The 14,148-nt window shown below is 71.3% G+C and carries 11 protein-coding genes; 4 read left to right on the top strand and 7 right to left on the bottom strand.

The window, feature by feature from the left end:
- Window positions 1–67 precede the first annotated feature (67 nt).
- The 6 genes from ABT025_RS17635 to ABT025_RS17610 all read right to left on the bottom strand — a co-directional run bounded on the left by ABT025_RS17635 (window position 68) and on the right by ABT025_RS17610 (window position 6,701).
- Window positions 68–850, bottom strand: coding sequence for a hypothetical protein (locus tag ABT025_RS17635; RefSeq protein ID WP_350994901.1), 783 nt, complete (start codon window positions 848–850; stop codon window positions 68–70).
- 211 nt (window positions 851–1,061) lie between these two features.
- Window positions 1,062–2,003, bottom strand: a complete 942-nt coding sequence (locus ABT025_RS17630; protein ID WP_350994899.1) for an N-acetylmuramoyl-L-alanine amidase — start codon at window positions 2,001–2,003, stop codon at window positions 1,062–1,064.
- Between the two features lie 277 nt (window positions 2,004–2,280).
- Window positions 2,281–2,925, bottom strand: coding sequence for a class I SAM-dependent methyltransferase (locus ABT025_RS17625; RefSeq protein ID WP_502971969.1), 645 nt, complete (start codon window positions 2,923–2,925; stop codon window positions 2,281–2,283).
- 100 nt (window positions 2,926–3,025) lie between these two features.
- Window positions 3,026–4,354: a M20/M25/M40 family metallo-hydrolase gene (locus ABT025_RS17620; protein ID WP_350994897.1), complete on the bottom strand. Its 1,329-nt coding sequence runs from the start codon at window positions 4,352–4,354 to the stop codon at window positions 3,026–3,028.
- Window positions 4,351–5,748: a cytosine permease gene (locus ABT025_RS17615; protein ID WP_350994895.1), complete on the bottom strand. Its 1,398-nt coding sequence runs from the start codon at window positions 5,746–5,748 to the stop codon at window positions 4,351–4,353. The genes ABT025_RS17620 and ABT025_RS17615 overlap by 4 nt, the downstream gene beginning before the upstream one ends.
- Window positions 5,748–6,701, bottom strand: coding sequence for a DUF1177 domain-containing protein (locus tag ABT025_RS17610; protein WP_350994893.1), 954 nt, complete (start codon window positions 6,699–6,701; stop codon window positions 5,748–5,750). Before ABT025_RS17610 ends, ABT025_RS17615 begins: the two co-directional genes overlap by 1 nt.
- 156 nt (window positions 6,702–6,857) lie before the next feature.
- Here ABT025_RS17610 and ABT025_RS17605 point away from each other — a divergent pair, with 156 nt between their 5' ends.
- Window positions 6,858–7,691: an IclR family transcriptional regulator gene (locus ABT025_RS17605; RefSeq protein ID WP_350995015.1), complete on the top strand. Its 834-nt coding sequence runs from the start codon at window positions 6,858–6,860 to the stop codon at window positions 7,689–7,691.
- A 100-nt stretch (window positions 7,692–7,791) separates the two neighbouring features.
- Window positions 7,792–8,520 carry a dipeptidase PepE gene (pepE, locus tag ABT025_RS17600; protein WP_350994891.1) on the top strand — a complete coding sequence of 243 codons (729 nt, stop codon included), beginning with the start codon at window positions 7,792–7,794 and terminating at the stop codon, window positions 8,518–8,520.
- On the opposite strand, the gene ABT025_RS17595 is transcribed toward pepE, so the two are convergent.
- Window positions 8,483–10,294 (bottom strand): MFS transporter, encoded by a 1,812-nt coding sequence (locus ABT025_RS17595; RefSeq protein WP_350994889.1) that lies wholly within the window; start codon window positions 10,292–10,294, stop codon window positions 8,483–8,485. The two genes, pepE and ABT025_RS17595, sit on opposite strands and share 38 nt — an antisense overlap.
- A gap of 265 nt (window positions 10,295–10,559) precedes the next feature.
- Between ABT025_RS17595 and ABT025_RS17590 the strand changes: the two genes are divergently transcribed.
- Window positions 10,560–12,734, top strand: a complete 2,175-nt coding sequence (locus tag ABT025_RS17590; protein ID WP_350994888.1) for an acyl-CoA dehydrogenase family protein — start codon at window positions 10,560–10,562, stop codon at window positions 12,732–12,734.
- Window positions 12,735–12,893: 159 nt separating this feature from the next.
- Window positions 12,894–14,090, top strand: a complete 1,197-nt coding sequence (locus tag ABT025_RS17585; protein ID WP_350994886.1) for a lipid-transfer protein — start codon at window positions 12,894–12,896, stop codon at window positions 14,088–14,090.
- Window positions 14,091–14,148 lie beyond the last annotated feature (58 nt).

Here is a 14,148-nt window from a genome sequence, read left to right as displayed (position 1 = left end):
GGGTACGGCAGCGGCCCCCCGCCCGGAAGGGGTGGGAGGCCGCTGTCGGTGGTGCTGTGCCGCTGCGTCAGCCGCGCTGGATGCCCGTGGTGTCCTGGAGCACACCACGACGGCCGTCCTGCGTCTGGGCGATGAGGCCAGGACCGCTCTGCTCGACCGCGAGATACCAGGTGCCCGGCGCCAGTTCGGCGATCGGGGACGGCGAACCGTCCTCGCCGTACAGCGGACGGGCCACCGGCACCGCGAACCAGAACGGGGTGAAGTCACCGGCGGGCGCGGCCTGCTGGGCAGGCGCCTGACCCTGCTGCGGGTCGGGCTGACCGGGCTGCGGCTGACCGCCGTACGACGGCGCCTGGCCCTGCGGCTGGGGCTGACCGGTGTAGGGCGGCTGCTGGCCACCCGGGTAGCCGTAGCCCTGGCCCGGCTGGCCGCCGTACGGCGGCTGGACGGCCTGCGGCTTCGGAGCGCCCGCCAGCGGGGCCTTGAGGGCCGGGAGCATCGGGGAGGCCACCGCACCGGCTGCCAGTGCCAGGGAGGAGATCAGGCCGAGGATCAGGCCGGCCCCGGCGTCGATCTGGCCGAGGTCGATGATGGTCCAGAAGAGGTTCCACGCGGTGAACACCGTGGCGGCCACGCCGAATGCGGCGAGGTCGAGGCCGAGGACCTTGCGCGGCTGGGGCTGCGAGCGGGACAGCACGATCAGTGCGGCACCGACCACCCCGACCATGTAGACGCCGATCGCGTTACCCAGGGAGTCCCAGGAGTTGGGCGCGTCGAGGCTGGTGCTTCCGTAGTCGAAGTAGTCGAGGAAAGAGGCGATGAACAGCACGACCGCTGCTCCGATCACCACGCCATCGCCTCGAGTGAGGGAGCGGATATTCACGTGAAGGTCCTTAGTCGGTCGTCTCGTCGGGGCGGTCGTCGCTGCCACCGGTACGGCGCGAAGCTCGGGAGCGGCCCCCCATCGTACGGATGAATCTATCGTCTGCCCGGGCGGGTTGTGTCCCTGCCCGGTCCTTGGGCGGGCATCCTCCCGAATTCATCGCAGAACCACCTCTTGACTACCCCTTGAGGTAGCTGCTGATGCCGTCCGCGATGCCCTGGGCCGCCTTCTGACGCCAACCCGCACTGGTGAGCAGGGCGGCATCATCCGGATCACGCATATTGCCGCATTCGATGAAGACTTTGGGCACGGTCGACAAATTCAGTCCGCCGAGATCCTTGCGGGTGTCCAAGCCGGTTTTGCCGCCGATGTAATTGGAAGGCGCACTTCCGGTAGCGCGGACGAAGAGTCCGGCGATCCGGGTGCCCAGATCGCGCGAAGGGCCCACGATCTTCGACGTGTCCGCTTCGCCGCCGCGCACCGGTGCGGGGAGAATCACATGGAAGCCGCGGTTCCCGGCCGCCGAACCGTCCGCGTGGACCGAGACGACCGCGTCGGCCCTGGCCTTGTTGCCGATCCGGGCCCGCTCGTCGACGCACGGGCCGAACGCCCGGTCGCCGTCGTACGTCAGGATCACCTTCGCGCCCTGCGCCTGGAGCAGCGTCCGCAACCGGTGCGAGACGTCGAGCGTGAACCGGGCTTCCGCGTAACCGGAGTTGGTGGAGGTGCCGGTGGTGTCGCACTCCTTGTGCGTGGTCCCGATGTCCACCTGGCGGTTGATCTCGGCGGTGTGCAGGTGGTTGTTCGGATTGTGGCCCGGGTCGATGACGACCGTCCTGCCGGACAGCGGCCCGGACGGGGCGTCCGGAGCGGACGGCGAGGGGGAGGCGGGCTTCCTCGGCCGGGACGGGGAAGGTGTCGGGCTCGTGCGCGCCGGTGACGGAGAGGCGGTGGACGCGGCAGCCGGGGACGGGGCGGCGTCACCGCCCTTCCCGGGCTGCGCCTGCGCGGCGCCACCGCCGCCGCAGCCGGCGACGCCCAGGGACAGCACGGTCAGCGCCGCGGCGGCGGACAGGGCGGGGCGGCGGGGCGTGGGGGGAACACTCTCGTCGTGACGCACCCGGCGATGCTATCCGGGAGCCCGCGCGGTGTCCGGGGCGCTCGGATTCCCGCTCGGGTGTGCAGCAGCGCACGGGAGCGGTCGGGTCCCAGGGCCGGTATGCCGCAGCAAACGGGGGCGCTCGGATTCCGGTCCGGTAGGCGGCAGCGAACCGGAGCGCTCGGGCTCCAACCCCGTACGCCGCAGCAAACCGGAGCGCTCGGATTCGGGCCCGGTACGCCGCAGCGCACGGGAGCGGTCGGGTCCCCTGCCCCTACGCCGCAGAGAACGGCAGCGCTCAGATTCCTGTGCCGGTACGCCGCAGCACCCGCAGTGAATCCGTGACGGAGATCTCGGTGAACGCCCCCGAAGCCAGCGCCCGCTGATGGACCCGGTACGGGGCCTGGCCGCCGTGGGCCGGGTCCGGGAACACGTCGTGGATCACCAGCAGCCCGCCCTCCGCGACATGCGGCGCCCAGCCCTCGTAGTCGCCGGTCGCGTGCTCGTCGGTGTGACCGCCGTCGATGAAGACGAGGCCGAGCCGCCCGCCCCAGACAGCCGCCACCTGCGGCGAACGCCCCACGAGCGCCACCACGTGCTCCTCAAGACCGGCGGCGTGCAGCGTCCGGCGGAACGTGGGCAGCGTGTCCATCCGCCCCACCTCGGGGTCCACGACCGTCGGGTCGTGGTACTCCCAGCCGGGCTGCTGCTCCTCGCTGCCCCGGTGGTGATCGACGGTGAGAGCCGTCACGCCTGCCGCACGTGCCGCGTCGGCGAGCAGGATGGTGGAGCGACCGCAGTACGTGCCCACCTCCAGCAGCGGCAGACCGAGCGCGGCCGCCTCGGCGGCGGCGGCGTACAGCGCGAGTCCCTCGACCACCGGCATGAAGCCCTTGGCGGCCTGGAACGCGGCGAGAATCTCCGGCTTGGGCTCGGCGGCCACGGGGTTCCTCCTGGTGGGACGGGGCGATTCGACGGCGCCCCATCGTGCCGCACACCCCCGCCGACGTGGTCGGCGGGGGTGTGCGGCAGTGACGGAGGGGTCAGCAGCTCTGCCAGAGCCGGGTCATGACACGGACACCGAACCGCAGTCCCTCCAGCGGGACGCGCTCGTCCACGCCGTGGAAGAGCCTGCCGTAGTCCAGGTCGTGCGGGAGCTTCAGGCCCTTGAATCCGAAGCAGCGGATGCCCAGGTGGGTGAAGGCCTTGGCGTCCGTACCGCCGGGGTTGCAGTACGGCACGGGGTGGCCGTCCGGGTCCTCGGCGCGTACCGCGTCACACATGGCGTCGACGAGCGGGCCGTCGAACGTGGTCTCCATCGCGATGTCGTGGTTGACCCACTCGCGGGTGACCGAGGGGAGCAGCAGCTTGTCGATCGTGTCGATCAGCTCCTGCTCGTGGCCGGGCAGGAAGCGGCCGTCGACACGGGCGGTGGCCTTCCCGGGGATGACGTTGGTCTGGTAACCGGCGTTGAACATGGTGGGGTTCGCCGAGTTGCGGAGCACCACCTGCATGAAGTCGGAGACCGGGCCGAGCCTGGCGAGAGTGCCCTCGATGTCGTCTTCGTCGAACTCGACACCGTAGAGCCGTGCGGCCTCTTCGAGCAGTGCGCGGACCGGTTCGATCAGCCGGATCGGGAAGGTCTCGCGGCCGATCCGGGTCAGCGACTCGGCGAGGTCGGTGACCGCGTTCTCGTCGTTGGGGGACGAGCCGTGGCCGGCCCGGCCGGTCGCGGTGAGCTCCATCCAGGCCATGCCGCGCTGGGCGTTCTCGATCGGGTAGAGGCGACGGGTGTCGTCGATGGCGAAGGAGAACCCGCCGCCCTCGCCGATCGCCTCGGTGACCCCGGCGAACAGTTCCGGGCGGTGCTCGACCAGCCAGTGGGCGCCGAACTTGCCGCCCGCCTCCTCGTCGGCGAGGAAGGCCAGGACCAGATCGCGCGAGGGCTGCGTGCCGGTGCGGGCGAAGTGGCGGGCGGTGGCCAGCATGACGGCCACCGTGTCCTTCATGTCGATCGCGCCGCGGCCCCAGAGGTAGCCGTCCCGGATCTCGCCGGAGAACGGCGGCACCTGCCACTCGGAGGCGTCGGCGGGCACCACGTCCAGGTGGCCGTGGACCAGCAGGGCGCCGCGCTCCGGATCGAGGCCCGCGATCCGGGCGATGACGCTGGCCCGGCCCGGCGCGGACTCGATGAGCTCCGACGTGATGCCCACCTCGGCGAGGCGGCCCACGACCCACTCGGCGCTCGCGCGCTCGTTGCTTGTGGGGTTGGAGGTGTCGAACCTGATCAGTTCGGCGCAGAGGTCGACGACCTCGGCCTGGGCCTCGTCGGAGGCCGGGACCAGGGGGGCGGGGGTAGGGGTGGTGCTCATGCTGCTCCCACGGAGGTGGTGGTGCGGGCGGCGGGGGCGTTGTCGTCTCCCTGCCCCTCGTCGTCGAGGGTGGAGGTGCCGTACGGCCTCACCCAGCCCAGCAGGCCGAGGACGCTGTACAGGACGAACGCGGTGGCCAGCGAGTTCAGGGCCGGGATGCCGCCGTCGTAGAACTTGCCGACGCAGAACGCCGCGATCCAGATGACGATCGACATCGGGACCCAGGTCGGCGAGGACTTCGGCAGTGTCTCGGACTCCCGGGTGTCGTCCAGCGGCTTGCGCATCTTCTTCACGACCCAGTACTCGGCCACGATGATGCCGCCGATGGGCGGGATCGCGACGCCGAGGATCGTGAGGAACTCGGTGAAGTGGGTCATGATCCCGACCGCGGACAGGAGCGTGCCCGCGATGCCGAGGACGATCGTGACGGCGCCGCGGTGGACGCGCTTGCCGAAGACGACCTGGAAGAAGTTGACGACGCCGAGCGAGGAGCCGTACAGGTTCCAGTCGTTGATCTTGGCGGTCGACATCAGGACCACGATCACGCCGAAGGCGCCGGAGGTGGAGAGCACGATGTGCGAGACCTCGTTGCTCTTGACCAGGTGGCCGAGGAGTACGCCCGTCAGTCCGACGATGTACTCGGAGAGGATCATCGAGGAGGCGCTCTGCAGGAAGACGTGCGAGCCCCGCTTGTTGTAGCGGGTCATCTCCGGGGAGACGATCGCGCCCGTCATGTAGCCGCCCGCGATGGCGGTGGCGGCGACGGCCAGCGGGATCGTTTCGCCGGGCGGCGGCGAGTTGATCAGGTCGCTGAACGAGTGGTCGTTGAGCGTGGTGATGACGGACCAGGCGACCATCGCGAAGAAGAGCGGGGTGACGATCTTCGCGAAGTTCGCCATGTACTTGAAGCCGAAGATCACCAGGGCGGTGATGGCGATCCCGGCGAGCACGCACCACATCCAGGACGGTCCGCCGACCAGCGCCGAGACGCTGTTGCCGAAGATCGTGTTCTGGACGCCGAACCAGCCGACCAGGCTGACCGCGATGACGAAGCTGACCAGCGCGGAGCCGTTGCGGCCGAAGCCCACCCAACGGGTCAGCATCGGGGTCGCGAGCCCCTCGCGCATGCCGGCCAGGCCGATCGCGAAGATCACGACTTCCAGGATCACCGCACCGAGGGTGAAGGCCAGGAAGGCGTCGCCGAAGGTCATGCCGACGCCGATGGTGGCGCCGAGCGTGAACTGCGAGATCGAACCGGACTGGGCCAGCCACTGGAGCAGCATCGACCAGAAACCGAACCGCTTGTCACGCGGGACGCGCGAGAGCGAGTAGTCGTCGCTGCCGATGCTCTTGGTCTCCTGGACCACGGCGTCGGCCTGCGGGGCGGCTGCCATCAGGACTCCTGGGGTGTACGGCCGAAGGTCTGCAGGTGAGCCAGCGACCCGTAGCGATTGACGAGGTTGTCGAACTCCACCGCGTCGTGGAAGTCCAGGTGGCCGCCGCCATAGGCCTTGGCGACCTCCACGGCGTAGCGGGCGGCGGACGCGATGTCGCTCTCGTGACTCGCGCCGGTGCCGCAGCCGGGCACCGCGGCGGCCGAGGTGATGGCCAGACCGATGACGGGAGCGGCCGTCGCGGTGGAGGGCTGGAGGATCGAATTGATGTGGTGTGCACCATTACCGTACGGCGTGATGTCCTGTGTGGTCACGGGGTACGTGACCAAGGGCTCACCGGTCACCACGGCCAGCAGCTCACCGAGCTGCTCGCCGACCCGGAGCACCCAGCCCTCCTTGACGGTGGGCGACAGGGCGAGACCCTTGTGGTTGATGATCCGGTTGCCCTTGGTGGTGTCGATGGAGAGCACGGCCTCCATCTCGCCGGTCACCTCGTGCCGGTTCATGGTGGCGATGTCCACGGGCGAGCCCATGAACGGCACCGGGTCGTGCGGCTCGGTCGGCGCGTTCGGGCAGATGTGCGTGGCGACGATCACATCGCCGGGCAGCACATCGCCGCGGCGGCGCATGTCCAGCAGCTTGGCGGCGGTGGCGACGGCCGAGACCGCGCCGTCGGCGTCGGAGACCAGACCGGTCACCTCGGGCCGCGCGCCGATGCCGCCGAGCCGGCCGACGACGCCCAGCGTGCGGGCGTCGCCCCCGGCCGTGCGTCCCCGGGAGCCGGGGATGCGGACCATCACGAAGTCCGTCGAGCCCTGTTCGCCGGCGACCGTGGTGACCTCCGCGGACGAGCCCTCGCCCCCCGCTACGGAGTCGAGGTACTCGACGACCGTCTTGCCATTGACCTGGGGATCGTCGAGGAGATCGACGATGTCCAGTACGTACTTCAACATGGGGGGCCTTTCTCGCGCATCCGTCACACCCGTCCGGCGCCCGGCAGGGAGTGGGGCGCCGGACGGGGTGCTGAGAGCAGATTCGGGATCGGATAGCGTTCAACGCAACTGTTTCCCGTTATTTGCAATTCGGGTCTGAATCGTGAGATGGGTGAGATGACGATGGCGGACTTCGATCTGGACCGGCGGACCCCCGCCGGGGCCCTGCAAACCGTCGACCGGGCGCTCCTCGTGCTGCTCGCGTTCGAGCGGACCCGGCCCGACTGGGGCGTCACCGAGGTCGCCGAGGAGTTCGGCTGGGACACCTCGGTGGCCCAGCGGCTGCTCGCCACCCTCGCGGGGCGCGGCTTCCTGGTCTCCGACCCGGCCACCCGCCGCTACCGCATCGGCCCCGCCGTGCTGCGCCTGGGCAGGCTCTGGGAGCGCTCCGGATCGCTGGAGCTGCTGGCCGGACCGGTCCTGGAGGAGCTGCGCCGGGTCACCGGCGACACCGTGCTGTTCTGTCTGCCGGACAGCTTCCACATGCGGTGCGTGGCTGCCGAGGAGGGCGAGACCGGGCCGCTGCGCTACTACCCGCTGGTCGGTGAGCTCTACCCGGCGCACGCCGGGGCGACCAGCAAGTCGTTCTACGCGTACCTGCCGGACGAGCAGCGCCACCGGCTCTTCCGGGGGCGCCCGATGGCCCGGTTCACCGACCGGACCGTCACCGATCCGGACCTGCTGGAGCAGGAGTTCCTGAAGGTCCGCGCCCAGGGGTACGCCTGGACGGTCGGCGAGTACGACACCGGTGTCGCGACCGTCGCCGTACCGGTCTTCCTCGGCCGCGAACCGTACGGAAGCCTCAGCCTGGGCGGTGCGGAGGAGCGGTTCCAGGGGGCGCCGGAGAACCGTCTCGACGCACTGCGGCAGGCCGCCGAGCTCCTGGAGAAGCGCCTCACCCACCCACCGCAGCGCCCGAAGCCCAAGGCCCGCCGCACCCGCACGGCCTGACCCGAAGCCCAAGGCCCGCCGCACCCGCACGGCCTGACCCGAAGCCCAAGGCCCGCCGCACCCGCGCGGCCTGACCCGAAGAGAACCCAAGAGGAACCCCGTGAATCTGCTCCTGCTCTCCAACTCCACCCAGCACGGCTGTGGTTACCTGGAACACGCCCTCGACACGGTCGCGGCCTTCCTGCCCTCCGGCGCCCGGCTGGCCTTCGTGCCCTACGCGCTCGCCGACTACACCACGTACACCGCGCGCGTCCGGGACGCCCTGGAGCCGGCCGGGATCAGCGTCCGCGGCGTCCACGAGAACGCCGACCCGGTCGCCGAACTCGCCGCTGCCGACGCCGTGTTCATCGGCGGCGGCAACTCCTTCCGGCTGCTGAGCGCGCTCTACCGGACCGGTCTGCGGGGCGCCGTCACCGAGGCGGTGCGCGAGGGGCTCCCCTACATGGGGGCCAGTGCGGGGACGAACATGGCGGCGCCCACCCTCCGTACGACCAACGACATGCCCATCGTGCAGCCGCCGTCCTTCGAGACGCTCGGCCTCGTCCCGTTCCAGATCAACCCGCACTACCTGGACCCGGATCCGGAGAGCACCCACAAGGGCGAGACCCGTGAGGAGCGGCTCACGGAGTTCCTGGAGGAGAACGACGTGCCGGTGCTCGGTCTGCGCGAGGGCTCATGGCTGCGGGTCAACGGGCGCCAGGCCCGGGTCCAGGGCGCCCGCCCCGCCCGGCTGTTCACTCGCGGCACACAGCCGCAGGAGCTCCCGGTGGGGACGGACGTCTCTCATCTGCTCACGACCGCACCCCGGTTCGACGCGCCGGTGCGCTGAGCGTCAGCACCAGGTCGGTCTCGGTCCGCGGCCCGGGCGCCGGGTGCGACGCGGGGCGGGCCCGCGGCGCGTATCCGGCGGCCGATCCGGCCAGCACGAAGCTGCCGTTGCCGGGTGCGGCGAGCGCGTAGCGGCCCTCCGCGTCCGTGGTGGTGAGCCCGGCCTGCCGGCCGTGCCGGTCGATCAGGGTCACGTTGGCCCCGGCCACCGGTGTCCCGTCCGCCTCCAGCACGCGGCCGCGGAAGCCGCCGGAGCCGGCGAAGGGGTGCGGGACGGCGGGGAGCGGATGACCGGCCTCGCGTGCGGCGGCGTCGCCCGCGCTGCTCGCCAGCAGCACCGGCGCGGCGGCCTTCCGCTGCGAAGGCAGGAACGCGGCCAGCACGAGACCGACCAGCACCGCACCCGTCGCGATGATGAACGAGGTCCGGAACCCCTCCATGCTGGGCACCGCGACCGGCCCCATCTGCACCGAGGTGTTCGCCAGCACCATGCCGATCACCGCACTCGACACCGAGGTGCCGATCGAACGCATCAGGGTGTTCAGGCCGTTGGCCGCGCCCGTCTCGGAGGCGTCGACCGCCCCGATGATCAGCGCGGGCAGCGAGGAGTACGCGAGCCCGATGCCGGCCCCGAGCAGCACCGCGATCACGATGGTCTGCCAGGCGGCGCTCATCAGGCCGAGCCCGGCCCCGTAACCGATCGCGATGATCAGCATGCCGAGCATCAGCGAGATCTTGGGGCCGTACCGGGCGGAGATCCGCGCGTACAGCGGGGCGACGAGCATCATCGTCAGGCCGAGCGGGGCCACGCACAGGCCGGCGACGACCATGGACTGCCCGAGCCCGTATCCCGTGGACGTCGGCAGCTGGAGCAGCTGAGGAAGGACCAGCGAGACGGCGTAGAAGGCGACCCCGACCATGATCGAGGCGAGGTTGGTGAGCAGCACCTCGCGCCGGGCGGTGGTCCGCAGGTCGACCAGCGGCGCGTCGCTCCGCAACTCGAAGACGCCCCACAGCAGGAGGACCACCAGGGCGGCGGCGAGCAGGCCGAGCGTGGTGCCCGAGGTCCAGCCCCAGTCGCTGCCCTTGGTGATCGGCAGCAGCAGGAGGACCAGGCCGAGCGAAAGGCCGAGCGCCCCGGTGACGTCGAACCGTCCGGGAGCGCGCAGCGAGGTCTCCGGCACCGCGAGCACGGTCAGCCCCATGGCCAGGACGCCGAGACCGGCCGAACCGAAGAAGAGGGTGTGCCAGTCGGCGTGCTGGGCGACCAGCGCGGCGGCGGGCAGCGCGAGTCCGCCGCCCACCCCGATCGAGGAACTCATCAGGGCCATCGCGGAGCCGAGCTTCTCGCGCGGCAGCTCGTCGCGCATGATCCCGATGCCCAGGGGGATGGCACCCATGGCGAAGCCCTGGAGCGCACGGCCCACGATCATGATCACGAGATCGTCGGTGAACGCGCAGATCAGCGAACCGACCACCATCACGGCGAGGCTGGCCAGCAGCATCCTGCGCTTGCCGTTGAGGTCCCCGAGCCGCCCCATGATCGGGGTGGAGACGGCGCCGGCGAGCAGCGTGGCGGTCATCACCCAGGTCGCGTTGGACGGGTCGGTGTCCAGGAGGGCGGGCAGGTCCTTGATGACGGGGACGAGCAGGGTCTGCATCACCGCGACGGTGATGCCCGCGAAGGCGAGCACGGGGACGATCCCGCGGCCCGTCCTCGATGTCCGCGGATCAGGAAGCTCCGCGGCGGGCTGTTCGTGCGTCGTCTGTGGCATACGTGCGGCCTCCGGGCAGCGGAAGGGGAGGGGTGAGGTGGGGCGGGAGCGCGGTCCCTGCGGCGGACAGCGCTGACCGCCAAGTACGTGCAGGGTGAAACCTTCCGGACGGCCGAGGTATTCCGGTGAATAAGGCAAGAACAGGTCAAGGCGGCCTGCCCGGTTTCCCGTCCGCTCGTAAGTCGGTGCTCGTCTGACCTTCCGTCAGATTGGAACGTGTTCTACTCTTGCGCCGTTCCAGTGGCTGCGACCGGCGAGGATCCGCATGGGCATCGGAATCACCGAAGAACACAGGGAGCTCGCACAGGCCGTGCGGGGCTGGCTGGCACGTGCCGTACCGCCCGGGGAGATCCGCAAACTGCTCGACGCGGACGCCCCCGCCGCCCCCGGCGCACGCCCCGCGTACTGGGACGGGCTCGCGGACCAGGGGCTGCTCGGCATCCATCTGCCCGAGGAGTACGGGGGCGGGGGCGGTGATCTCCTCGATCTGGCCGTCGTCCTCGAAGAGGCCGGCCGCGCCGCGCTCCCGGGCCCGTACCTGGCGAGCTCCCTCGCCTCCGCCGTCCTGCACGCCTCGGGCGCCGGTGAGCTGGTGCGCGAGCTGGCGGCCGGTACCCGCGTCGGCGCCGTCGCCCTCGCCCCCGGCAGTCTCACCGCCGTGGAGCACGAGGACGGCCACCTCCTCGACGGCGAACTCCCGCCCGTCCTGTCCGCCGCCGAGGCCGACCTGCTCCTGCTGCCCGCCACCTCCGCCACCGGCCTCCGCTGGTTCGCCGTCGACACCGCCGCACAGGGTCTGACCGTGCGCCCGCACCGCAGCGCCGACCCCACCCGGCCCACCGCCGCGGTCCGCGCCGACGGGGTCCTGGTCCCCGCCGGACGCGCCCTGCGCACCGGCTTCGGACTCGTCCGCGACCTCGCCGCCGTCCTCCTCGCCGCCGAGGCCTGCGGTACCGCGGCCCGTTCGCTGGACACCGCGACCGAACACGCCAAGGTCCGCGAACAGTTCGGCCGCCCCATCGGGCAGTTCCAGGGCGTCAAGCACCTGTGCGCCGACATGCTCGTACGCGTCGAACAGGCCCGCGCGCTGGCCTGGGACGCCGCCCGCGCGGCCGGTGAACCCGAGGGCGTGCGCGGCCTGGCCGCCGCGCTCGCCGCGGCGACCGCTCTGGACGCCGCGTACAGCTGCGCCAAGGACACCATCCAGATCCTCGGCGGAATCGGTTTCACCTGGGAGCACGACGCCCATCTGTATCTGCGCCGCGCACTGGTGGCACGGCAGCTGCTGGGCGCCGGGGACGACCACCGGCAGCGAGCCGTCCGCCTCGCCGGAGGCGGCGCGCGCCGCGAACTCACCCTCGAACTCCCGGCGCAGGCGGCAGGGCACCGCACGGCGGCCCGCGAAGCCCTCGCCGCCGCCCGCGGCCTCGACCCGAGAGCCGCCCGCCGCACCCTCGCCCCGACCGGCTACGCGGCCCCTCATCTGCCCGCCCCCTACGGGCTGGGCGCCGGTCCCGTACAACAGCTCGCCGTGCAACAGGAGTTGCGCGAGCAGGGCGTGAAGCTGAGCGATCTGGGGATCGCCACCTGGGTGGTGCCCTCCCTCATCGCGCACGGAACCGACGAGCAGCAGGACCGCTACCTCCTGCCCACACTGCGCGGCGAACTCCTCTGGTGCCAGCTGTTCTCCGAACCCGGCGCAGGCTCCGACCTCGCCTCGCTGCGCACCCGGGCCGAACGGACCCCCGAGGGCTGGCGGATCAACGGCCAGAAGGTGTGGACGAGCGCCGCCCAGTGGGCCGACCACGGGATCCTGCTCGCCAGGACCGACCCGGACGCCCCCAAGCACCAGGGGCTCGGCTACTTCCTCGTGGACATGAAGAACACGAAGGGCATCGACATCCGCCCGCTCAAGGAGATCACCGGCGACTCCCTCTTCAACGAGGTGTACTTCGACGACGTCCTGCTGCCGGCGGACGCCCTCGTCGGCGAGGCCGGCGGCGGCTGGCGCGTCGCCCGCAACACCCTGGGCAACGAACGCGTCCACATGGCCGACCAGCTGACCTTCGACACCGGTCTGGAAGCTCTGATCGAACGTGCCGGAGGACTCGACGGCGCCTGCCGGGCCCGGATCGGGGCACTCGCCGCCGAGGCGCACGCGCTGGCCTGCATCGGACTGCGGACCACACTGCAGCAGGTCTCCGGACTGGAACCGGGCGCGGGAGCCTCCGTACGCAAGCTCGTCCAGACCGCCCACCAGCAGAAGGTCGCCGAACTCGCCCTCGAACTCCTCGGCCCGGAAGGGGCGGTGTGCGAGGGGGCGGGGGAGCGGGCGGTGCACGGCTTCCTGATGTCCCGCTGCCTCACCATCGCGGGCGGCACCACCCAGGTTCAGCTCAACGTCGTCGCCGAGCGCATCCTCGGCCTGCCCAGGGACTGAGAGGGGGCGGCGTCGCGGGGCTGGGCACGCGCATCTGCGGCGTTGTCGTCAATCACCGTGGCTCCGCCATGCCTCAATCCTCCGCCTTGCAGCTGCACGCACCCAGCCCCGCTCCTTCACCCACCTCCCCAATCGCCGCCCCCTCTGAGAGGACACGATATGAAGGCCTACATAGTCGGCGTCGGGATGACGAAGTTCGAGAAGCCCGAGACCCGCGACTGGCAGTACTGGGACATGGCCAAGGAGGCCGGGACCGCGGCGCTCGCCGATGCCTCGGTCGCGTACGAGGACATCCAGCAGGCCGCGGTCGGCTACTGCTTCCAGGCCTCCACCGCCGGACAGCGCGCCGTCTACGAGCTCGGACTGACCGGTGTGCCCGTCTACAACGTCAACAACAACTGCGCCACCGGTTCCACCGCCCTGATGATGGCCCGCCAGTTCGTCGAGGGCGGCGGCAGCGACTGCGTCCTGGCGCTCGGCTTCGAGAAGATGGCGCGCGGATCGCTCGGCGGCGGCGGATCCGACGGCGGCGCCGGTGACTTCAAGACGTCCCCGGTGGCCCGGCACTACGGGATCATGGCCGCCTCCCACGGCTTCGAGATGACCCCGCCCACCGCGCAGATCTTCGGCAACGCCGCCCGGGAACACATGGAGCGTTACGGCACCACCGAGGCGCAGCTCGCCGCCGTCGCCGCCAAGAACCACCGCCACTCGGCCGGCAACCCGTACGCCCAGTTCCAGGACCCGTACACGGTCGACGAGGTCCTCGCGGCCAAACCCATCCACCGCCCCCTGACCCGGCTCCAGTGCTCACCGACCTCCGACGGGGCGGCAGCGGCCGTCGTCGTCTCCGAGCGCTTCGTCGAGCGACACGGCCTCGGCGACCGGGCCGTCGAGATCGCCGCCCAGGCCATGACGACCGACACCGAGGCCTCCTTCGCCTCAGGGACCTGCATCGACGCGGTCGGACTGCCCATGTCGCGGGAGGCGGCACGGCAGGTGTACGAGACCGCCGGCATCGGCGCCGACGACCTCGACGTCATCGAGCTCCACGACTGCTTCTCCATCAACGAACTCCTCACCTACGAGGCGCTCGGCCTGTGCGGCGAGGGCGAGTCGGGGGCGCTCGTCGAGTCGGGCGCCACCACCCACGGCGGCCGCTGGGTGGTCAACCCGTCGGGCGGGCTGATCTCCAAGGGGCATCCGCTCGGCGCCACCGGAATCGCCCAGGCCGCCGAACTCACCTGGCAGCTCAGGGGCGAGGCGGGGGCCCGCCAGGTGCCGGACGCCCGGACCGGGCTCGCCCACAACATCGGGCTCGGCGGAGCGGCGGTGGTGACACTCCTGCGGCGGTGAGGGCCGGAGCCCCCGGTCCTACGCCGCTGGACCGAGGCAGATACGGCCTGGAAACCGA

The sequence above is a fragment of the Streptomyces sp. NPDC002809 genome, from assembly GCF_040295435.1.
Lineage (GTDB): Bacteria > Actinomycetota > Actinomycetes > Streptomycetales > Streptomycetaceae > Streptomyces.
Note: the sequence above shows the minus strand (reverse complement) of the source record. Positions and strands in the feature narration are given on the sequence as shown.